Annotated in this window: 19 protein-coding genes; 3 read left to right on the top strand and 16 right to left on the bottom strand. The window is 36.9% G+C overall.

The annotated features are described in order from the left end of the window. Positions 1-156 precede the first annotated feature (156 nt). The 8 genes from I583_RS03005 to I583_RS02970 form a co-directional block, all read right to left on the bottom strand. A complete protein-coding gene (locus I583_RS03005) occupies positions 157-1,326 on the bottom strand; it encodes a M20 metallopeptidase family protein (RefSeq protein ID WP_010763079.1) in 1,170 nt (389 codons plus the stop codon). Positions 1,327-1,386: 60 nt separating this feature from the next. Beyond that, positions 1,387-2,586, bottom strand: a complete 1,200-nt coding sequence (locus I583_RS03000) for an MFS transporter (RefSeq protein WP_010763078.1) — start codon at positions 2,584-2,586, stop codon at positions 1,387-1,389. A 244-nt stretch (positions 2,587-2,830) separates the two neighbouring features. After that, complete coding sequence (locus I583_RS02995) at positions 2,831-3,115, bottom strand: SHOCT domain-containing protein (protein WP_010763077.1); 285 nt, start codon at positions 3,113-3,115, stop codon at positions 2,831-2,833. A gap of 74 nt (positions 3,116-3,189) precedes the next feature. Continuing rightward, complete coding sequence (locus tag I583_RS02990) at positions 3,190-4,236, bottom strand: hypothetical protein (RefSeq protein ID WP_010763076.1); 1,047 nt, start codon at positions 4,234-4,236, stop codon at positions 3,190-3,192. A 24-nt stretch (positions 4,237-4,260) separates the two neighbouring features. After that, on the bottom strand, positions 4,261-4,962 hold the full coding sequence (locus I583_RS02985) for a response regulator transcription factor (RefSeq protein WP_010763075.1): 702 nt from the start codon (positions 4,960-4,962) through the stop codon (positions 4,261-4,263). A gap of 13 nt (positions 4,963-4,975) precedes the next feature. Next, positions 4,976-6,439, bottom strand: coding sequence for a sensor histidine kinase (locus I583_RS02980; protein ID WP_010763074.1), 1,464 nt, complete (start codon positions 6,437-6,439; stop codon positions 4,976-4,978). A gap of 78 nt (positions 6,440-6,517) precedes the next feature. Beyond that, entirely contained in the window at positions 6,518-7,477 is a 960-nt protein-coding gene (locus tag I583_RS02975) for a DUF4822 domain-containing protein (RefSeq protein ID WP_010763073.1), read from the bottom strand. A 185-nt stretch (positions 7,478-7,662) separates the two neighbouring features. Then, the gene (locus I583_RS02970; protein ID WP_010763072.1) at positions 7,663-8,370 is read right to left on the bottom strand and encodes a DUF975 family protein; all 708 of its coding nucleotides are present in this window, start codon (positions 8,368-8,370) and stop codon (positions 7,663-7,665) included. Between the two features lie 343 nt (positions 8,371-8,713). On the opposite strand from I583_RS02970, the gene I583_RS02965 reads away from it, so the two are divergent. Continuing rightward, positions 8,714-9,205: a DUF3955 domain-containing protein gene (locus I583_RS02965; protein WP_010763071.1), complete on the top strand. Its 492-nt coding sequence runs from the start codon at positions 8,714-8,716 to the stop codon at positions 9,203-9,205. A 56-nt stretch (positions 9,206-9,261) separates the two neighbouring features. Here I583_RS02965 and I583_RS02960 read toward each other — a convergent pair whose 3' ends face one another. From I583_RS02960 to I583_RS02925, 8 genes are all read right to left on the bottom strand, one after another. Further along, positions 9,262-10,647, bottom strand: a complete 1,386-nt coding sequence (locus I583_RS02960) for an aldehyde dehydrogenase family protein (protein ID WP_010763070.1) — start codon at positions 10,645-10,647, stop codon at positions 9,262-9,264. A 73-nt stretch (positions 10,648-10,720) separates the two neighbouring features. Next, positions 10,721-11,119 carry a hypothetical protein gene (locus tag I583_RS02955; RefSeq protein ID WP_010763069.1) on the bottom strand — a complete coding sequence of 133 codons (399 nt, stop codon included), beginning with the start codon at positions 11,117-11,119 and terminating at the stop codon, positions 10,721-10,723. Positions 11,120-11,285: 166 nt separating this feature from the next. Next, entirely contained in the window at positions 11,286-12,584 is a 1,299-nt protein-coding gene (gene eno / locus I583_RS02950) for a phosphopyruvate hydratase (RefSeq protein WP_010763068.1), read from the bottom strand. A gap of 158 nt (positions 12,585-12,742) precedes the next feature. Further along, positions 12,743-13,498 carry a triose-phosphate isomerase gene (tpiA, locus tag I583_RS02945; protein WP_010763067.1) on the bottom strand — a complete coding sequence of 252 codons (756 nt, stop codon included), beginning with the start codon at positions 13,496-13,498 and terminating at the stop codon, positions 12,743-12,745. Positions 13,499-13,669: 171 nt separating this feature from the next. Continuing rightward, on the bottom strand, positions 13,670-14,863 hold the full coding sequence (locus I583_RS02940; protein ID WP_010763066.1) for a phosphoglycerate kinase: 1,194 nt from the start codon (positions 14,861-14,863) through the stop codon (positions 13,670-13,672). Positions 14,864-14,998: 135 nt separating this feature from the next. Continuing rightward, the gene (gene gap / locus I583_RS02935) at positions 14,999-16,000 is read right to left on the bottom strand and encodes a type I glyceraldehyde-3-phosphate dehydrogenase (RefSeq protein ID WP_010763065.1); all 1,002 of its coding nucleotides are present in this window, start codon (positions 15,998-16,000) and stop codon (positions 14,999-15,001) included. A gap of 40 nt (positions 16,001-16,040) precedes the next feature. Then, positions 16,041-17,078: a sugar-binding transcriptional regulator gene (locus tag I583_RS02930; protein WP_010763064.1), complete on the bottom strand. Its 1,038-nt coding sequence runs from the start codon at positions 17,076-17,078 to the stop codon at positions 16,041-16,043. Between the two features lie 333 nt (positions 17,079-17,411). Next, positions 17,412-18,287 carry a YitT family protein gene (locus I583_RS02925; protein ID WP_010763063.1) on the bottom strand — a complete coding sequence of 292 codons (876 nt, stop codon included), beginning with the start codon at positions 18,285-18,287 and terminating at the stop codon, positions 17,412-17,414. A 229-nt stretch (positions 18,288-18,516) separates the two neighbouring features. Here I583_RS02925 and I583_RS02920 point away from each other — a divergent pair, with 229 nt between their 5' ends. Then, positions 18,517-19,971, top strand: coding sequence for a glycoside hydrolase family 1 protein (locus I583_RS02920; protein ID WP_010763062.1), 1,455 nt, complete (start codon positions 18,517-18,519; stop codon positions 19,969-19,971). Further along, positions 19,971-21,320 (top strand): PTS sugar transporter subunit IIC, encoded by a 1,350-nt coding sequence (locus tag I583_RS02915; RefSeq protein WP_010763061.1) that lies wholly within the window; start codon positions 19,971-19,973, stop codon positions 21,318-21,320. The genes I583_RS02920 and I583_RS02915 overlap by 1 nt, the downstream gene beginning before the upstream one ends. Positions 21,321-21,328 lie beyond the last annotated feature (8 nt).

Genomic DNA, 21,328 nt, shown 5'->3' with positions numbered 1-21,328 from the left:
AGCTTATTTCCGAAGCCTTCAACTCATAGTGCTTTAGCACTTAGAATTTGTTGTGATCGAAGCCTAGCGGAGTAGTTGCTTTTGTCTCGTCGTTTATTTAGATTTAAGTGGAAAACAAAACTAATATTTGGTTTTGCCCCGATCTTTCAAAAATTTCTATCCCTGTCCTAAAATATCCAAAATAAGCTGTGCATGCATTCCTGATCCTACCGGGAAACAGTCTTCCATAATTTTAAATTTAGGATGGTGATTCATATAACCGCAACCTTCTGCCGCTGTTCCCCCACCTAAAATAAAAAATGATCCTGGCTTAACATCTGTATACGCAGAAAAATCTTCGCCGCCCATCATTTTAGGCGCTTCAAACATCCGCTCTTTACCAACAACTTTTTCAGCTGCAGCCATAACAATATCTGTTGCATCACTATCATTATTGACTTCACTGTAACCTAATAAATAGTCTAAGTCATATGTTGCATCGTACATCTTACAAATGCTATCAACGATTCCTTCTATACGCTTTTTAATAAACTGTCGAATTTCTTTATCATTTGTACGCACAGTTCCTTGGATTTGTGCTGTATCTGGAATGACATTCGCTGTTTTTCCTGCATTAAATTCACCAATTGAAATAACTGCATTGTCAAAAGGACTAATATTTCTTGAAACAATATTGTTCAAATTATTGATGATCTCTACACCAATCATGATTGGATCAACAGATAAATCTGGCGTTGAACCGTGGGAACCTTTTCCTTGGATCTTCAGCGTGAAGACATCTGAAGCTGCACTAGCAGGGCCTTTTCTAGTACCTACCATACCAACTGGAATATTTGGTGCGATATGCAAACCAAATACCATATCTACATCATCCATCACACCTGCTTCAACTAATAATTTTGCACCACCTGGTGGTTCTTCTTCGGCTGGTTGGAAAATAAATTTCACAGTGCCGGCAATTTTATCCTGCATTTCGCTCAAGACTTTGATTGCACCTAACAGCATGGCTGTATGTGTATCATGACCACACGCATGCATTACACCTGGATTTTCGGATGGAAAGTCAACATCTGATTCTTCTACAATCGGCAGTGCATCGATATCTGCTCTTAAAGCAATTGTTTTGCCTGGTCGATTGCCTTTTAAAATTGCGATCACACTATTTTCTGTCAATGAACTAACTTCTATATTAGGAAAATCAGCTAGTACCTTTTTGATGTATTTGGCTGTTTCAACTTCATGAAATGATAGTTCTGGATGACGATGTAAATGTCTTCTCCATTTAATCATATCTGCTTGAGGCATTTTTTCTTGAATGTTTGTCATAGTGATTCCTCCCTTTGATTTAAGCTTATTTTTATGCTTTACACTAATGAAATAATGGTTCTATTTTTGTTTGATAAACATGATCGTCACAGCCGTTAATAGCCCAACAGCTAAAAAGAAGATAAAGGTCGAAATATATTGTCCATTTGACAATTCGACTAATTTCCCAATGAGTGTTGGTGAAACAAAACCACCGAGAATCCCTCCTGTAGCAAGTGTTCCGTAACTTGGTGCAAATTTCGCTCCTTCAAAAATTCTCAATGGAATACTCATCATCGTAACAAATGAGATGATCAAAAAGAAATTTGCTAAGCCCATAACGATCGACAATAAAACTAGATTACCAATATAATAAGAACCGAATGCTGAAATCGCACCTAAGACAGCTGTAATTGCAACAATGGCTTTTTCCTTGTGTTGAAAAAATCTACCCACAACATAGCTACCGCCAATCGAACCTATCAGCATAAACAAGCCACCCACACTGCTGATCACAGCTGCACCATTTAAATCTAATCCACGTTCTCCAGTTAAGAAACTCGGCACCCAGCTTGAAAGTCCATATAATAAACAGTTGATGAAAAAGGAACTTAGAAACAAGACCCAAACGCGAATATCTGACCAAATCACTAAAATAGAAACCTTATCCGTTTTTGTTGCAACGGCTTCTGCTTTTTCCTGCGCTTTTTCGTTTCTTGGAATTGCAATAATTAAAAAAATAGCAATTGCAACAGCCAACACAGTTAAAATAAGATAGGCATTTTTCCATCCAGCATTTGTAATGATCGGCGATAATGCCAACGGCCCGATAAAGCCTGCTACCCCTGAAGATGATAGTAAAATCCCTTGAGCAAATGTTCGTTTCTCTGGTGGGAAATTCATCGTAACTTCCTTACTCGCTGATGATGCATAACCTGAGTGTGCGAGCAATCCAGTTAAAAAACGCAGCGACATAAACATGATCAATGACGTTCCAAAACCAAATAAGAACGAAAATAACCCCATCCCTAATACCGAACCAATCAAAACAACTCGCGAGCCTACCTTATTAATGACCAACCCCATTGGAATCTGCATAATCGCATAACCAAGGAAAAAAGCACTCATGATCATTCCTTTAGCAGATGGCTCTAAGCCAAATTCAGTTGAAATCGGGATCAATGAATACCCTACTGAAAGCTTGTCAATGTACACCATGGTATAACCTAAAAACAACGCGACTAACAATAATCCTCTTTTCTTCGTCTCTTTTCTTTCCATAAACCCTCCTAATAAGTGGTAACAACATTCCTATTTGCCTTTATAAAATAAATGCTACTCCTTTAGTATAATCTATTATTCAGCTAAAATGAAGATTAAAATGAGAGTATTATGAATTTTAATTAATAAAAATCATCTAAAAAAGAGAACTGTCTAATAATGCTCTTTATAAAAAATATGTCCTAGACACAATTAAAAAAGCAAAAAGGTGACAGACCATTAGGCGTCAACTTTTTGCTTATTCTTATTGTTTCAATCGTTCTTTTCTATGCAAATATTCTTCTTCTGTGATATTGCCTTTCGCAAATTCTTGGTCCAATATCTCAAGTGCCGAAGGATAAGGGGTTGGCTCTATTGGTTTTTGCGTCTGAAAATCGTTGGTTAATTGTTGGTTCGTTTTATTTTTCATTAAATAAACCACAGCAACAATTACAATAACAATGAAAATCCACCAAAGAATGCCCATACCAAGCATTCCTCCTCTCATCATTCCTCTACCACCTGTAAAAATATCTGAACAATGACCCATGAATAATCTCTCCTAACCTATTTTTTCTTATTATAAAAGAAAAATATGTCAAAAGTGTGTCGTAAATCAGTCGATTACAGCTTGATGTGTTCCACTAATTTTTGATAAGACGCATACGATGGGTGCTTTGTTAATTCAGTATTTTCAATTGTCAGCTTTTGCTTATCGATGATTTCCTTCGTCAAGGTATCAGAAAAAATCACAAAATCCTTATTGGTTTGTTCATTATAGGTCAAAGAGAAATATTTGGATTGACGATAATACTGCTTTAACTGATCTACAGCAATTTTTTCTGGTTGATCTGCAAAATATTCATCATAACGAGCACTATCAATTTTACCGTCTGTCACAGTCAACTGTAGTCTGCCAATCAACCCATCGCCAAAATCTTCTGCGTAACCGATATATTTAGTCTTAGACGGCTGCCTGATTTGATCTTTTAACTCAGAAGCTATCGCCATTAAGCCTTGTCTGGCCGTTGTTGAAGAACCTTTAACCGTTTCAAAATTGCCTTCGATCCGATTTTCTTCCCGCATTTGCTTTTCTACAAAAGTAATGCCATTAACGACGGTTACCAAAGTTGTATCTGTTCTAGGATTTTGAGCTTGAAAGAATGCATAATCTGATAATCGTTTGTTCGCACCTGAATAGTTTGATGCGTAATAATTTTCAGCAGCGTATTCATTAAATTCAACATTGATAATCTTACTTGTATCATCGGTGATAATTTCGACGATGCCTTTATTTCCAACATCAAAATAGCCTTCATTCGTATAATAATTTCCTTCCATCAACCCAAGTGGCGGCTGATTTGACCAGAACATTTTCTTTAATTTTTCCTCATAAGAATAAAGAGGTTTTGGATTGGAACCAAATGTTGTTTGCGTTGCCCCTGTTACAACATCATAATTATATGAGGTATTTTCAAAGGACAGATCATTTGCAGATTTTTCTTTTCCTTCTTCACTCGATGCGTCAACCTCTGATGAGGAAGGGATAAAGAGAGCCTCTTTTGATGTTTCACTCGTTTTTTTTGTCCCTTTTTGTTGATCTGGTTTACAAGCTGTTAAACTGACAACGGTAAACAAAAGGACACTAGCAAGCAAGTGTTGTTTTTTCATGAATTTCCTCCTTTGATTGACTTATTAGGCATTAAATCGATAACCACTGCCCCAAATAGTTTCAATAGGAATCTCTGATAATTTTCCTTTTTTCAATTTCTCTCTGATACGCCCTATATGGACAACGACGGTATAAATATCACTATCAAGATCATCCATATCCCAAACTTGACGAAATAATTGTTCTTTCATCCAAACTCGATTCGGGTGCTCCATAAAAAAGAGCAGCAGATCAAATTCTTTTGTAGTAAAAATCAGTTCTCTTCCCAAAACGAAAACTCTGCGAGCATTTTTATCGATCATAATTTGACCGCTTTCTATCTTATCATTGACTTGATCCGTCCCTGTCAATAGTTGATATCGTTTGATATGAGCCTGAACACGAGCGACAAGCTCACTTGGACTAAATGGTTTCGTCATATAATCATCAGCCCCAAGACCAAGTCCTCTGACCTTATCAATATCTTCTTTTTTCGCAGAAACAATCATCAAAGGAATATTTTTCTTTTCTCTGATTCGACGGCAAATTTCAAATCCATCCATCGATGGTAACATGATGTCGATCACAATCAAATCGAACGGTTCATTTAAAGCCCGGTTTAGTCCAGCCAATCCATCACTTGCAATTTCAGCTTTCATATGGTTGATTTCTAGATAGTCCTTTTGTAATTCGGCAATACTTGCGTCATCTTCGATCAATAAAATATGTGCTATCTCCTTTGACATTTGGCTGTCCTCCTCAGGCTTTTTTCAATAAAATCGTAACCGTTGTTCCTTGGTGAAGTTCGCTTTCAATCTCAACTTCTCCTTCATGCATCTCAATAATCTGTTTGACGATGGCCAGTCCCAAACCACTACCTCCCGTATTTGTTGGTCTAGCTTCTTCTCCTCGATAAAAATGGTCAAAAACATACAGCAACTGCTCTCTTGAAATCCCTTGACCATTATCTGCTAGTTGAATGGCCACGCTTTGTTCCGTTTCAAAAATGTCGAGTTGAATTGCAAGCGGACGGTCCTTAGCTCTAAATTTCAAACTATTTTCAATTAAATTAATAAATACTCGATTCAACTGCATGCGATCAGCTAAGACATAATACGCGATTTCTTGATGATTAGATAATCGTAGTGAAACCTGATTATCCTGCAACTGGAATTCCTCAATAATATGCTGTAAGAATTCGTTGATATTGATTTTTTCAAAATGAAAAGGAATGGCCGCAGCATCTAATTTTGAATACAGAAATAATTCTTCGATCAACTCGTTCAATGAGATGGCTTTTGTATGGATCGTTTGTAAATATTTTGCTTGTTTTTCTGGTGTGTCAGCGACTCCGTCTAACAACCCTTCCACATAACCGATGATCGATGTGATGGGTGTTTTTAAGTCATGTGAAATACTTGCGACGAGCTCTTTGCGATTATTTTCAAGTTTGTCTTGCTCCTCAGTTGAATGAATCAAGGCTTCCCGCATTTTTTCAAAATCATCTGTTAATTGTTTCACTTCCGATGCTGTTTCCTTCGTAGAATCAGTCATCGAGATTTCCAAATGACCCTTCCTGATTTCAGACATTCCTGCACCTAAATTTTCCAACGGACGAATGATTGTTTGTTTTAATAAATGATTTAAAAATAGTAAGCCTGCAATCGCAATGAGGACGATCCCGACAATGACCCACACGCCCCACTTGGTCATGAATTCCAGAAAATTATTCTCTTTCTTTAAAACCAATAAACTACCTGGTATTTTGTCGCTAAAATAAAAATCAAACTTCATATACCGGTACAAGCGTCCGGCATTGTCGATCGTTCCTCTTGTTTCTATATTATTCGCATCAAATTTAGGAAAATGAACGACCAATGACTTTTCAACTAACTCTTGCGAATAATAAGCAATCGTTTCTTGTTTACGCACAACAACACCTAATGACTCAGCTTCAAATTTCTGGATCGTATCTTTTAACTCGCCACTTGGTGTTAGTAGCTGATCAGGATCTGATTTGGCTATGCCGCGTAATTTGATATAAGCAAGTTCTTCTTCTGGGCTTAATGAACGCTGCTGCGTAAATGTTTTATAAAGCGTTCCAGGACTGGGAATTTTTCCTGTGGTTACATAAAAAACAATGCAGATGATTGAAACTAATGATACGCAAGCAATCGCAATACCGCCAATATATGAAATAAGGAAACGTTTTTTTATAGTCATGTTATTCTCCTTTACTTATTCACGCTAAAACAATTGATGCAATCAAATCAAACACCTGCATTTTTATTGGATGTTTTCTTAAAAACTAAATGCTGGTTTGAATTGCCCAGCATATGGTTCATGTTCGACAAACACTGTAATGTCATTGCCAGATTTGTCTTTCCCCATTCGTTTATAGGTGAATTTCTTATCGTTAAGCTCTGTCAGTTCAAGTGCTGCACCATATTTATTTTGACCGATTGAGACATGTGCGCGAATTTTATTATGATTCAAAACATCGAAGTAACCAAAATCACCACGACTAATGCCTGTATCTAAATTGAAAAATTCATATTTGTTTGTATCAGCATCGAATTTCGCTAAGCTGATAAAATTTTTATTGCTCTCAGTAACATCAGAACCCGCTTCATCCAAGACTTTTGTCCCATTCCATAATGTTTTGCCTAAAATTTTAGCGCCATCTTTTTTGGTGTCAATTTTTCCAGTCGTTGTATTCAGAGGTTTTTCGTCTTCAGTAAAACTTAACTTCTCTTTATTATACGGGATATGTTCCACAAATACATCTACTTCATTTCCAGCTTTGTCTTTGCCTTTTCTTGTGTAGGTGAATTTTTTATTTGTCAGTTCAGTCAGGCCGACGACCGCTTGATAATTCATTGTTTCTGAAATCAAGATTCTTTTAGTTCCATCATTTGTGATGAAAAACGTACCACGATCGCCTCGGCTTTCACCAGTTTGCGCATCGAAAAATTCATAGCGTCCTGTTTCAGCATCGTATTTAGCTAAACCAATAAAGTTAGCATTTTCAGCAGTCAGGTCATTGTTGTCTTTGTCATAAACTTTCGTACCTTGCCAATTCGTTTTCCCTAAAATGTGGTTTAATTTGTCCCCTTTGGTTTTGTTGTTTCCTTTTTTTGTTTGTTCTGTTTGCTGTTGACTGCTTCCTTTTGTCCCTAACGTTTCTTGTGCACCAACGCTACATCCTGCTAATAATAAGACTAAACTTGATACTCCTACAATGATTTTTTTATTGTTCATGATTTCTTGCTCCCTCCTGTAATTAGCTATAACTTCTTATTGCTTATCTTTAGTATAAAGGGTACAAATAAACAGGTGCTAACAAGAAAATAAACAAATTATAAACAATCCTCCATTCCTTTTTAAGGCAAAATAAAAAAGTATAAGCAAAACCAAAAACTAGTTTTACTTATACTTTCACTTGTTTAAACTGCTATTGTTTTTGGTAAGTTTTCATAAAATGCTGCTTTGGTTGCAGTGATGTATGGCGTTAACCATAAATAACCGATTCCCAATGTCAACATTGCTAGGATATGCCAACCGATAAAGCTTAGGTCTAATAAGAACAATTGTCCTTTATAGCCTTTCATAAGCTTTCTACTGCGAGTGATCGAGTCTAAAAATCCTGGACGTACGCCCGTTTCTTCATAGCCATCATAATATACAAAATATGCTTGTGAATACGAATACCCTTTGATGATTCCTGGGATAATCAATAGTAGTGACCAAAGTGTAACAAAGACAAGTGTTAATAGACTAATACAAATGACACCTAAAATCACAGGTCCTGCGAAACCGCGGAATGCATCTGAAAAAGGGGTGATTTTTTGTTTTTTTCCTCTTAAAAGATCAAGGAATGTCCAAGAAATACCAGCACTAAACAACGCACCTATAATGCTCCCAAAGAAACCTCCACCGCCGCCACCAGAACTACCTTCGTAGCTTGAAGTGCCGTTTACAAAATCAGGGTTGTTTTGAACGAATGTGATGGTTGGTAATAATAGTAGAAAAAATATAAGTAGTCCTATTGCAATTGAAACTAATGTTGGTACCAAACACATCAACAAACTATCTTTCCAACGTCCACGTAAAACGTCTTTCGCTTCACTTTTTAGTTCAGCTCTTGTTTTCATAAAATTTTCCTCCTTTCGTTTCATTAATTTTAGTATAACAAATAAAGCATCTTAAAAGAAAACATATGCATTTTACCATTTTTTATTTGGTACACATTATTCCATTTTTAATTAAATTACCTTATTCAACCTATTATAAATTAGAGATGCTATAATTTATTTATACGAAAAAATTTGCTACTTCGACTGGATCTAATAAGCACCAAAACCGCATTTTCACAGCTAAACTGGCGATGCAAGCAACTCTTTCCTTCTATATTATTCAGTCTGCAAGCTATGCTTTCTTGAATATAACAAGATATCTCTTTATGCTTAAGGTACATTAACGAAAGGAATTTAGACGATGGAATTTGGAGACAAGATTAAAGAGTTAAGAACAACAAATCAGTTAACACAAGAACAATTTGCGATCCGTTTGAATGTGACCCGACAAGCGGTCTCAAACTGGGAAAATAACCGGAATCTTCCCGATCTTGAATTATTGATCCTGATTTCTAGTATTTTTCATATTTCGCTTGATGAATTGATTCTAGGAGGAAGTAATGTGAATAATATGACTGAAAAGCTAATCAAGGATGGTAGCAAGACAAGACGAGCAAAACTAAATATGATCACCACATTGATTGGGAGTTTTCTGCTGTTTTTTGGTTTTGCCTGTTTTTTCATCAAAATGAATTCAGTAGAATATATTGATGAAACAGGCATTTTACACGAAAATTTTTACCTTTTACCGATCGGATTTCTTTTCCTTTTTGCGGGAATAATTGTCTTTTTAGTAACGGGGATTAGATTTATCATAGAGATTGTCCGTATAAAGGCAGAGAAAACAAACTAAATAAGCTTAAAGCGCAAGTTTAGATAATCTGCGCTTTAAGCTTTATTCTATTCTATTTACAATAAACGTTTGATCCAATCGAATTTCTTCTGATCATAAGGCGGATAAATCAATTTTGCCATTGAGTCTTTTCTACCAAAAACAACCGATTTCTTATGAGAGAAGGTTTCAATACTATATTTCCCGTGATAATTCCCCATTCCAGAAGCACCAACTCCTCCAAAAGGTAAATCATCGTTGGCTACATGAAGAATCGTTTGATTGATTCCACCACCACCAAAAGAAAGCTCATGTAAAATCTGTTTTTGACTTGTTCTATCATCTGAGAATAAATATACTGCTAAAGGTTTCTCCCCTTCTTTAACAAATTGAATGGCCTCACTTAATTGACTATATGTGCAGATTGGCAATAAAGGGCCAAATAATTCTTCTTCCATCAAACTATTCTCACGAGTCAAGCCAATATCAAATAGACTTGGCGCAACAAATCTTGTTTTCTGATCATACTCTCCGCCATAAATAAGTGAGCGACGATTTTCCTCGATTAATTGGATAAACTTATCAATCGCTGAGCCCTGAACGATACGACCATAATCTGGATTTTCTTGAATCGATTGACCGTAGAATTCGATGATTTTTTCTTTCAAGGCTTTGATGAATTGGTTTTTGACTTTTTCATCCACTAAGACATAATCTGTTGCAATGCATGTTTGACCAGTATTCAATAATTTACTCCAAATGATTCGTTCAGCTGCAATTTCTATGTCAGCCTGCTCCGTTACGATCGCTGGACTTTTTCCTCCAAGTTCTAAGACAACTGGAGTCAAGTGTTTGGCCGCAGCTTCCATCACAATTTTCCCGACTTTAGTACTTCCTGTAAAAAAGATGAAATCCATAGGCTCTTTTAAAACTGACGCATTATCAATAGAATTGGGCGATAGCACTTTGACATATTCCTCATCAAATGTTTCTCCAAGAACTGCTCCGATCACTGCTGCTACATTCGGTGTTTTTGAAGATGGTTTTACAATAGCACAATTGCCCGCAGCGAGAGCACCGATCAACGGAACTAAGGTCAATTGTAAGGGATAATTAAAAGGGCCGATAATATAAACCGTTCCGAAAGGTTCTAAGAAAACCGTATTTTTGTTTAATAAAGATGAAATTGCTCTTGGTTTGTTTACAGGTTTCGTCCATTTATCCAGATTTTCGAGCATATCGTTAATGGCAGAAAGAACTAGACCTAATTCGGTAGCGTATACTTCTGCTTTAGGTTTTTTAAGATCCTTTTCAAAAGCCCAATAGAAATCTTCTTCGTGTTTTTTAACATTTTCTAGCAGCCGCTCAAGTTGTTCTTTTCTATACGAAATCGATTTTGTTTGGTTTGTGTTAAAAAAAGTGCGTTGCTTTTTCATAATTGCTTGGAGATCTGATTGATTCATGATAGGTCCTCCTCTTTTTCTTTTAAGTATAGCACCGATTTTTTCTTTTTGATAATCATTCCTCATATATCGTTCATGTCTTTTTCAGCTGGATTGGTGCTAAATCTCCACCTACCATTAGTTCGTCACTATTTTGCTCAATTTCATAGCTAGGATAAACAATCAGTTCATCTTCTTTTACTTCAAAAATGTAATGAACTGTTTTATCTTTTTGTTTATGTGTAAAAACTTTATTCTCTTTTGTATAGTCAATCTCTAATTCGGTTGAATTGAAAATCAACCTATTTTCTTCGTAGACTATTTTATAGTTTCCATAATCATAACTATCTGCTAGCCAAGAACCTGCTAATTTATGTACCAATCGTTTGTCTACAGCTTTTTTAGCAACTTTTTCGACTTTCTTATTGGAGGAACAGGCCGTTAAGGTAATTGAAAGACCGATTATAAATATAACCCTTAAAAACTTTTCCATTTCGTTATCCTCTCCTTTAAAATGGCGATTGAATTACTATCAGTATAACTGAAAAAAGAGACAAAAAAACACCTCTTGTTAAAACAAGAGGTGTTTTACGTATGAGTATAAGGAGAAAAGATGAAAAAAATCAGTTGTCCCTTTTTGCTTTATGATCAATTAAAAATTATTTGTTTTTTAAGTTGTAGAAAGATTTCAAGCCTTTGTATTCAGCAACTTCGCCTAATTGGTCTTCGATACGTAATAATTGGTTGTATTTTGCAATACGGTCAGTACGTGATAGAGAACCAGTTTTGATTTGACCAGCGTTTGTTGCAACAGCGATATCAGAGATTGTTGAATCTTCTGTTTCACCTGAACGGTGAGATACAACTGCAGTGTAGCCAGCTTCTTTCGCCATTTCGATTGCTTCAAATGTTTCAGTTAAAGTACCGATTTGGTTCACTTTGATAAGGATTGAGTTTGCGATTCCTTTTTCAATACCTTCAGCTAATTTAGTTGTGTTTGTAACGAATAAATCGTCACCAACTAATTGAACTTTGTCGCCTAATGCAACAGTTAATTTTTTGAAACCATCCCAGTCATTTTCATCTAATCCATCTTCGATTGAGATGATTGGGTATTTCGCACATAATTCTTCGTAGAATGCGATCATTTCTTCAGTTGTTTTTTCGCCTTCGCCTGAATCAGCTAAAACGTAAACGCCTTTTTCTTTATCGTAGAATTCAGAAGAAGCAGCATCCATAGCAAGAACGATATCTTTACCAGGTACATAGCCAGCTTTTTCGATTGCTTCGATGATTACTTCAAAACCTTCTTCGTTAGAACCAAGGTTAGGAGCAAATCCACCTTCGTCACCTACAGAAGTAGCTAATCCGCGAGCTTTTAAGATTCCAGCTAATGCGTGGAATACTTCAGCACCGTAGCGTAAAGCTTCTTTGAATGTAGGAGCGCCTACAGGCATGATCATGAATTCTTGGAAGTCGATACTGTTGTCAGCATGAGATCCACCATTGATGATGTTCATCATTGGAGTTGGCAATACTTTAGTATTGAATCCGCCTAAGTAGTGGTATAAAGGTACTTCTAGGTAATCAGCAGCAGCACGAGCTACAGCGATTGAAACACCAAGAATAGCGTTTGCGCCTAATTTACCTTTGTTAGGAGTTCCATCTAAATCGATCATTGCTTTATCAATTGCCATTTGGTCACGTACATCGTAGCCAATGATTGCTTCAGCGATGATGTTATTCACGTTGTCAACTGCTTTAACAACCCCTTTACCTAAGTAACGAGATTTGTCGCCATCACGTAATTCAACTGCTTCGTATTCACCAGTTGAAGCTCCAGATGGAACCATTCCACGACCAAAAGCTCCGCTTTCAGTGTATACTTCTACTTCGATTGTTGGGTTACCGCGTGAGTCTAAGACTTCGCGTGCATAAACATCAGTAATAATTGACATGTTTTGTCTCTCCTTTGAGTTTGTTTTATACTAAGGGGATTCGATTCCCTTAATTATGATTGTAGTGAATAAACGCGCGCTATGCAAACATTTTTTGCATAATTCATAGATTATTCAATGAAACTTCGATTAATCGCGTATATTGTTATAAGACGTGATTATTTAACTGCGTCTAACAAAGCTAAGAATGAGTCAGCTTCAAGGCTTGCTCCGCCAACTAAAGCACCATCAACGTTTTCTTTTGCCATATATTCAGCAATGTTTTCAGGTTTTACAGAACCGCCGTATTGAATACGTACAGCTTCTGATACTTCTTTACCGTATAATTTTTCAACAGTTGAACGTACAACGCCACAGATTTCATCCGCGATGTTTGCATCAGCAGATTTACCAGTTCCGATTGCCCAGATTGGTTCATAAGCAATGACCATTGAAGATACTTGCTCATTTGATAAACCAACTAAACCATTTGTGATTTGGCCTTCGATCCACTCAGCAGTTTTGCCTGCTTCGTATGTTTCTAAAGATTCACCACAACAGAAGATTGGTGTCATGTTGTTTGCAAAAATTGCTTTGGCTTTTTTGTTGATGTCTTCGTCTGTTTCGTGGAAATACTCACGACGTTCAGAGTGACCGATGATGACATAGTCAACACCTAAATCTGCAAGAGCCGCTGGAGATGTTTCACCAGTGAATGCACCTGAGTTTTCCCAGTAGCAGTTTTGTGCAGATATTTTTAATTCAGTTCCTTTAGCCGCTTCTACTAATTCTTGTAAGAATAAAGCAGGAGAACCGATTACTGAATCAACCGCACTATTAGCAGGAATTTTTGTTTTTACTGCTTCTGCAAAAGCTTTCGCTTCTGAAGCAGTTTTGTTCATTTTCCAGTTACCAGCGATAATTGGTTTACGCATGGAAAAGCACATCCTTTTCTTATTATGATATGGCATAGTTTGGATTGGTTATACCAATCCAGTTTCACAAGCTAGACCTATCGGCATTAATGGACTAAAATTCGCGATGAAAAACATCGCTATATTTTTTTCCATTAACGCTCAAGGTCTAAACTGCTTGTTCAACTTTTTTTATTTATCGTTGATTGCCGCTAATCCTGGTAATTCTTTACCTTCTAGTAATTCTAAGCTTGCGCCCCCACCTGTTGAAATGTGAGTGAATTTGTCAGCAAAGCCTAATTGGATTGCTGCTGCAGCTGAATCGCCGCCGCCGATGATTGTTGTTGCGTCTGCTAAGTTAGCGATTGCTTCACATACACCGATTGTCCCTTTAGCAAAGTTGCTCATTTCGAATACGCCCATTGGTCCATTCCAAACAACTGTTTTTGCACCTTCTAATTCTTTAGTGAACAATTCAATTGATTTAGGTCCAATGTCTAAGCCCATGTAACCTTCTGGTACAGCTTCGCCATCAGTGATGACTGTTTCAACATCATTGCTGAATTCATTAGCACATACTGAATCGATTGGTAATACTAGTTTGTCACCAGCTTTTTCGATCAATTCTTTTGCTAAAGCAACTTTATCTTCTTCAACAAGTGAGTTACCGATTTCGATTCCTTTTGCTTTGTAGAATGTGTAAGTCATTCCGCCGCCGATAAGAATTTTATCTGCTTTAGAAATCAAGTTTTCGATCACACCGATTTTGTCTGAAACTTTTGCGCCACCTAAGATCGCAACAAACGGACGTTTTGGTGCAGTTACTGCTTCACCAACGAATTTGATTTCTTTTTCCATTAAGAATCCAGCAACTGTTGGAATACCAGTTGAAGCGATTCCTACGTTTGAAGCGTGCGCACGGTGTGCCGTACCAAATGCATCATTCACAAATACATCGCCTAAAGAAGCCCAATATTTACCTAATTCAGCATCATTTCCGCTTTCTTTTTTACCATCGATATCTTCAAAACGAGTGTTTTCAAACACTAAAACGTCGCCGTCTTTCATGTTGTTAACAGCTGTTTCTAATTCAGTTCCGCGAGTTTCAGGAACGAAAGTTACTGGTTTGCCCAATAATTCGCCTAAACGTTCAGCTACTGGTTTTAATGATTTGCCAGCTTTATCTTCTTCTGTTTTCACACGACCTAAATGAGAGAATAAAATTGCTTTTCCACCATTTTCGATTACGTATTTGATTGTTGGAAGTGCTGCAACGATACGGTTATCGTTTGTGATCACGCCATCTTTCAAAGGGACGTTAAAGTCAACACGTACAAGAACTTTTTTGTCTTTTAAGTCTACATCTTTGATAGTCTTTTTAGCCATTAAAAGTTACTCCTATCTAATTTTATTTTTGAAAAGAATGATTTTCTTAACCTTATAAAAAAAGCGAGGAAGCGCGATGCTTCCCCGCTTATTATTTCACAGTTGTTCAAATTTCACTAATGATAAGAACGAATCTTATAAGTTAGCGAAGTACTCTAAAGTACGAACTAATTGTGCAGTATAAGACATTTCGTTGTCGTACCAAGCAACAGTTTTCACTAATTGTTTGTCGCCAACAGTCATTACTTTAGTTTGAGTAGCATCGAATAATGAACCGAAAGTCATACCTACGATATCAGAAGATACGATTTGATCTTCGTTGTATCCGTAAGATTCGTTAGCTGCTTTAGCCATCACTTCGTTTACTTCTTCAACTGTTACGTTTTTGTCAAGAACTGTTACTAATTCAGTTAATGAACCAGTTGCTACAGGAACACGTTGAGCAGCTCCGTCTAATTTACCATTTAATTCAGGGATAACTAGACCGATTGCTTTAGCAGCACCAGTAGTGTTAGGTACGATGTTTTCTGCTGCAGCACGTGCACGACGGAAGTCTCCACCAGGGTGTGGTCCATCAAGAGTCATTTGGTCACCTGTGTAAGCGTGGATTGTAGTCATAAGACCTTCAACAACACCAAAGTTATCTTGTAAAGCTTTAGCCATAGGAGCTAAACAGTTAGTCGTACATGAAGCACCTGAGATAACTGTTTCTTTACCTGTTAAGATATCGTGGTTAGTGTTGTAAACGATTGTTGGTACGTCATTTCCGCCTGGAGCAGAGATAACAACACGTTTAGCACCAGCTTTTAAGTGTAATTCAGCTTTTTCTTTTGAAGTAAAGAATCCAGTACATTCAAGAACGATATCTACGCCTAATTCGCCCCATGGTAATTCTTCTGGGTTGCGGTTAGCAAGAACTTTAACTTCTTTACCGTTAACGTTGAAAGATCCATCATGAACTTCAACAGTTCCGTTGAAACGTCCTTGAGTTGTGTCATATTTTAACAAGTGAGCCAACATTTTAGCATCTGTTAAATCGTTGATTGCTACTACTTCGATTCCTGCTACATCTTGGATACGACGGAATGCTAAGCGTCCGATACGTCCAAATCCATTAATACCTACTTTAACTGTCATTAAAGATTTCCTCCTTATGAAAATCAAAAATTTTTTTATTTTAAAGGGTTACCCCTTTTAAAATCTCATTTGCAGCAGCTTCATCTGTGATGAGCCACGTTTGTTTTGGTGCATTTTTCATGTAAGCGCGGATTGCTTTGGCTTTAGATTTCCCACCTGCAATTGCAACGACATTCGAAATTTTTTGTACGTCTTTTAACTGAAGTCCGATTCGAGGGATTTTGTATACGACTTCGCCCTCTTCATCAAAGAAATAACCGAAAGATTCTGCTACAGCATTATTTTGCTTTAACATGACCATCTCATCATCCGACATTTTACGGCGAGCGGCCATATGCAACGCGCGTCCAATACTATGAACAACACAATTGCTTTGTTCGATCAGTGTCAATACTTCTTGAATCGATGGTTCTTGTAGCAGCGAGTTATATGTTTCTAAGCTTAATTGCTCTGGTACATATAATGCTCTATGGTGACCGCCAGTTTTACTTGCCATTACAGCACTTACTGAATTAGCTTGAACCGTCATTGCTTCACCGATTCCGCCTCTAGCTGGAACAAACAAATTATGTCGTTTTTCCGTTTCTAGTGTCCCCATATGTTCTGCGGTCAAAGCCATTGTCGTGCCGCCCATAACGGCAACAATATTATCACCCTCAGGTAAGAGTAAATCCAATGAATCGGTCAAAATATCGCCAAACTCATAAAGTACTTTCTCCTGATTGTCACTATTGCCTGCTACAACGATACAACGCTTGATTCCAAAATATTGGCTGATTTCTTTTTCGACTTGATGCATACCAAGTAATTGATTCATTACTGACTCTAATCCTTGATAAACTTCTAAGCCTTTTTCAGTTAATGCCATTCCGCTTTTAGAAGTTTCTATCAGTTGTAAGTTTTTCAGAAAATCGGTCTCAGTTCTCAAAACCCGTTCTGTAATCCCCATACTATCAGATAGACTTCTACGTCCAATAGGCTGCATCCAGTAAATATTACGAAGAATATGAAACCTTTCCTGCATTACATCGAGCAAATCTGGAGCAACTGCTTCAATCATTTTTAATTCATCTAGCATGATGCGCTCCTTCGTTGGTCTAAAAACGTCCAAGTAAGACTTAAAACGACCTATGAACTTTAAAAAAATAGGATTGACGTTCTTCTTTCACATTGTTAAATTCTATTAACAGTCTTAAAAGCGCCCCTCAATCTTACAAACTTAGTTTAACAGTTTTCACTTCTCTTTTCAAGAAAAAGAGATTATTTTTTTGAAATTAGCCATCTCTACTTTTAAATTAATTATTGGTTACGTCTCTTTAAAAGAACCTGTGTATTAAAAACTTTGTCCCATAATTTACATCAAACAAAAAAATCCAGAGTATTATCTGGATTTCTTAACTTCCTATAACTTCTATAAATCCTCTTCATAAAAACGACCAAGTATTTTTACATTATCCGAAATACTCACAAATGCAGACGGATCAGATTCTTTCATGGCCGCTTCTAAAGACGGCAGTTCAAAGCGCGTTACAACGGTTAATAAAAGCGTCTGTTTATCATGCCGATAAGCACCTTCTGCTTCATGAATGATCGTGATACCTCGTCTCATTTTTTGCTGAATCCCATCAATAACCGCATCTGGATTTTTTGTAATAATCATGACCTGCATCTTTTTTTGTTTCGTATAAACTGCATCTGTCACTTTTCCACTCACAAAAATAGATAGCGCACTGTAAAACATATACTGCCAACCAAATAAGTAACCAGCTACAAAAATAATCAATCCATTAAAATACATCGAAATCGACCCCACTGAGCGGCCAGTTTTCTTACGGATTGTAATGCTAAAAATATCCAACCCTCCAGAAGAAAGGCCATTTTTCAACGCAAATCCAATTCCAGATCCCATCACCGCTCCACCGAAAATCGCACAAATGATTGGATCGTTAGATAGACTTGTTTGCGGCACGATTTGCATAAAAATCGATGTCAATGTAACGGTCAAAAAAGTAAAGATCGTAAATTTTTTACCAATTTTGAGCCAAGCTACGAAAAATAACGGAATATTCAACGCATATAACGTAATGGAGACCGGCACTTTGAATCCTACAACCTTTGTTGATAAAGTGGTTAAAATTTGGGCCAATCCAGTAATCCCGCTAGAATAAATGTTTCCTGGTTGATAAAAGAAGTTCATCGCAACAGATGCCAAGATCGCATAGACGATCGACACTGAAAGTTTTGTCGTGTAATCGTGGACAGGTAAACTTTCAAAGAATTTTTTCATGTAGAAGCAGCCTCACTTTACTTGATTCATTTGATTCTCATTATACGTGCTTTAGGGTAGGAAAAAAAGCACAATCGTTTAATTAGAGGAAAAGTATGGTTATTTTTTTATTTTTGTTTTGGTGTTTCATAATCTTGCAACGCGTTGCACATACAAGAAAAACGCTTACAAACTATTTTTTTTCAGCTATGATCTAATTATACAAACTATATTGAAATGAGGAATGATTATGCGTCATAAAGAGTTAGAACAATTTCCTGAAACGTTTCTATGGGGTAGTGCTTCCGCTGCTTATCAAGTTGAAGGAGCTTATCAAGATGATGGAAAAGGTATTTCTGTTTGGGATACATTTGTCAAACAACCTGGTACAACATTTAAAGATACAAATGGAGATGTTGCGGTAGATCATTATCATCGTTTTAAAGAAGATATTGCTTTGATGGCAGAACTTGGGTTGAAAGCTTATCGTTTTTCCATCGCTTGGTCGCGTATTTTCCCAAAAGGTAAAGGTCAACTTAATCATGCAGGCTTAGATTTTTACAGTCAACTGATCGATGAACTTTTGAAATACAACATTGAACCCATCGTGACAATTTACCACTGGGACCTTCCTCAAACACTACAAGATGAGTATGGTGGCTGGGAGTCACGTCAGATTATTGAAGATTTTACGAATTATGCAAAAGTTTTATTTGATGCTTTTTCTGATCGGGTAAACTATTGGGTAAGTTTGAATGAGCAAAATGTCTTTATTACTCATGGCTACTTGCTAGGGACTCACCCACCTGCAGTTCGTGATGTTAAACGAATGTTTGCAGCGAATCACATTGCCAATCTTGCCAATGCATCGGTGATCAAAGCGTTTAAAGAAGGTGGCTATTCAGGTCAGATCGGTCCTAGTTTCAATTATGGCCCTACTTATGCTTTTGATAGCGATCCATTGAATGTCTTAGCCAAAATTGATACTGAAGAATTGATGGGCTTTTTCTGGTTGGATGTTTACGCAACGGGTAAATACCCGCGAACTGTTATCAAGCAATTAGAAAAACTACAATTAGTACCTGTTATAACAACAGCTGATCAACAATTATTAGCAAGTGGTATTCCCGATTTTATTGGACTGAATTATTATCAAACCGCAACCGTTAAAGCGAGTACCTCAGATTCTTTCTCAGGTGATATGAGTATGAACAACTCTGGTAAAAAAGGAACCAGTAAAGAACTGGAAATTCCTAGAGTCAGTAAATTTGTTAAAAACCCTTATCTTGAACAAACGAATTGGGATTGGACGATCGATCCTGTCGGCATTCGGATAGCGTTAAGAACGATTGAAAGCCGGTATCAGTTGCCAGTACTGATCACTGAAAACGGTCTAGGAGAATATGACAAATTAGAAAATGGAGAAATCCATGATCCTTATCGAATCGAATACCTGCAAAAGCACTTACAAGAGATCCAAGAAGCAATCACAGATGGTGTACAAGTTTTAGGCTACTGCACTTGGAGTTTTACTGATTTACTCAGCTGGTTAAATGGGTATCAAAAACGATATGGTTTTGTTTATGTTGATCGGGATGAATCGTCTGAACGTACCTTAACTCGTTATAAAAAAGATAGTTTTTATTGGTATCAAAAGGTGATTGAAACGAACGGTGATTATTTAAAGGAAATGGGGAATAAATAATGGAGACTTTAGAAAAATTTCTGAACAAGTTTATTGGTCCGATTGCTCAAAAAATGAATGGGAGTAAATTTTTTAGCGCGTTAGCCGAAGCCTTTATGCGAACAACACCGATCACATTAGGTGTAGCATTATTGATGATCATCGGGAACTTTCCAATTCCTCAATGGATCGAATTTTTAGCGAAAACAGGTATGACAGCACATTTTAATGCAGCATTAGGTGCTACTATCAATTTGCTTTCAGTTTATGTAACATTTAACTTCGCCTATATCTATTCTAAAAAAGAAGGTCATGACCCACTACCTGCTGGTCTCTTAGCTATTGGCTCCTTCTTCATTTTGATGCCGCAAATGATCCAAACTTATACCTTGGAACAAGCCGTTACAAAATTCCCTGCCCAAACGGTCGTTACAGCAAGTAATAACGTCGAAGCGTTTGCCAGTCAATATACAGGCGGTACTGGATTATTTGTGGCAATTATTGTTGGCTACTTCACCGCTGTTTTATATGGTTTTTTGATCAGAAAAAATCTAACAATCAAAATGCCAGATACAGTGCCTTCAAACGTTTCTGAGTCATTGAGTCCTGCTATTTTATCTGGTGTTATTCTGGCTTTCTTTTTTATTATCAGAATCCTTTTCTCCTTCACACCATTTGATAATATTTTCGCTTTTATCACAACCTTGATCCAGGCTCCATTACAATCGTTAACCGGTTCACCTATTGCAATTATCCTTATCTTTACTTTGGCAAATATGTTATGGTTTTTCGGAATTCATCCAAATATGGTTTATGGTGTTGTCATGCCTGTCATGACAGCAAATATGTTGGCTAATATGACGGCATACCAACAACATCAAGAACTACCTTATCTTGCGATGGCTGTTGTATCATATGTTTGCGGCAATTCATTTGGTGGTCAAGGCAGTACGTATGGTTTAGTGATTTCTATGTTTACAGCAAAATCTGAGCGATACAAATCTTTATTTAAATTAGCAGGTCCACCAGTTATTTTTAATGTAAATGAACCACTTATTTTCGGAATGCCACTGATGTTGAATCCTTTCTTCTTTGTTCCAATGGTTGCCTCTCCTTTATTGATGGGTGGCATTGCTTGGGGGATGTTATCCATTTTAGATTTTTCCAAGTATAATCCGTTGATTGCTTTACCTTGGACAACGCCGGCACCTATTGCAATGGCACTAAAAGGTGGATTTAACTACTTATTGATTTTCATCGTTTTATTGATCGTCAATGTACTTGTATGGTATCCATTCTTCAAGATGGCCGATAAAAAGGAATATTTACTGGAACAAGAAAATTCAAAAACGAGCCTGAAACATAACTAAAAAAGTTA

Source organism: Enterococcus haemoperoxidus ATCC BAA-382 (assembly GCF_000407165.1).
Taxonomy (GTDB): Bacteria; Bacillota; Bacilli; order Lactobacillales; family Enterococcaceae; genus Enterococcus_L; species Enterococcus_L haemoperoxidus.
Note: the sequence above shows the minus strand (reverse complement) of the source record. Positions and strands in the feature narration are given on the sequence as shown.

Bases quoted from the DNA above. Each gene is read 5' to 3' on its own strand.
- I583_RS03005 (WP_010763079.1), bottom strand. From the start codon at position 1,326: ATGACAAACATTCAAGAAAAAATGCCTCAAGCAGATATGATTAAATGG.
- I583_RS03000 (WP_010763078.1), bottom strand. From the start codon at position 2,586: ATGGAAAGAAAAGAGACGAAGAAAAGAGGATTATTGTTAGTCGCGTTG.
- I583_RS02995 (WP_010763077.1), bottom strand. From the start codon at position 3,115: ATGGGTCATTGTTCAGATATTTTTACAGGTGGTAGAGGAATGATGAGA.
- I583_RS02990 (WP_010763076.1), bottom strand. From the start codon at position 4,236: ATGAAAAAACAACACTTGCTTGCTAGTGTCCTTTTGTTTACCGTTGTC.
- I583_RS02985 (WP_010763075.1), bottom strand. From the start codon at position 4,962: ATGTCAAAGGAGATAGCACATATTTTATTGATCGAAGATGACGCAAGT.
- I583_RS02980 (WP_010763074.1), bottom strand. From the start codon at position 6,439: ATGACTATAAAAAAACGTTTCCTTATTTCATATATTGGCGGTATTGCG.
- I583_RS02975 (WP_010763073.1), bottom strand. From the start codon at position 7,477: ATGAACAATAAAAAAATCATTGTAGGAGTATCAAGTTTAGTCTTATTA.
- I583_RS02970 (WP_010763072.1), bottom strand. From the start codon at position 8,370: ATGAAAACAAGAGCTGAACTAAAAAGTGAAGCGAAAGACGTTTTACGT.
- I583_RS02965 (WP_010763071.1), top strand. From the start codon at position 8,714: ATGGAATTTGGAGACAAGATTAAAGAGTTAAGAACAACAAATCAGTTA.
- I583_RS02960 (WP_010763070.1), bottom strand. From the start codon at position 10,647: ATGAATCAATCAGATCTCCAAGCAATTATGAAAAAGCAACGCACTTTT.
- I583_RS02955 (WP_010763069.1), bottom strand. From the start codon at position 11,119: ATGGAAAAGTTTTTAAGGGTTATATTTATAATCGGTCTTTCAATTACC.
- eno (WP_010763068.1), bottom strand. From the start codon at position 12,584: ATGTCAATTATTACTGATGTTTATGCACGCGAAGTCTTAGACTCACGC.
- tpiA (WP_010763067.1), bottom strand. From the start codon at position 13,498: ATGCGTAAACCAATTATCGCTGGTAACTGGAAAATGAACAAAACTGCT.
- I583_RS02940 (WP_010763066.1), bottom strand. From the start codon at position 14,863: ATGGCTAAAAAGACTATCAAAGATGTAGACTTAAAAGACAAAAAAGTT.
- gap (WP_010763065.1), bottom strand. From the start codon at position 16,000: ATGACAGTTAAAGTAGGTATTAATGGATTTGGACGTATCGGACGCTTA.
- I583_RS02930 (WP_010763064.1), bottom strand. From the start codon at position 17,078: ATGCTAGATGAATTAAAAATGATTGAAGCAGTTGCTCCAGATTTGCTC.
- I583_RS02925 (WP_010763063.1), bottom strand. From the start codon at position 18,287: ATGAAAAAATTCTTTGAAAGTTTACCTGTCCACGATTACACGACAAAA.
- I583_RS02920 (WP_010763062.1), top strand. From the start codon at position 18,517: ATGCGTCATAAAGAGTTAGAACAATTTCCTGAAACGTTTCTATGGGGT.
- I583_RS02915 (WP_010763061.1), top strand. From the start codon at position 19,971: ATGGAGACTTTAGAAAAATTTCTGAACAAGTTTATTGGTCCGATTGCT.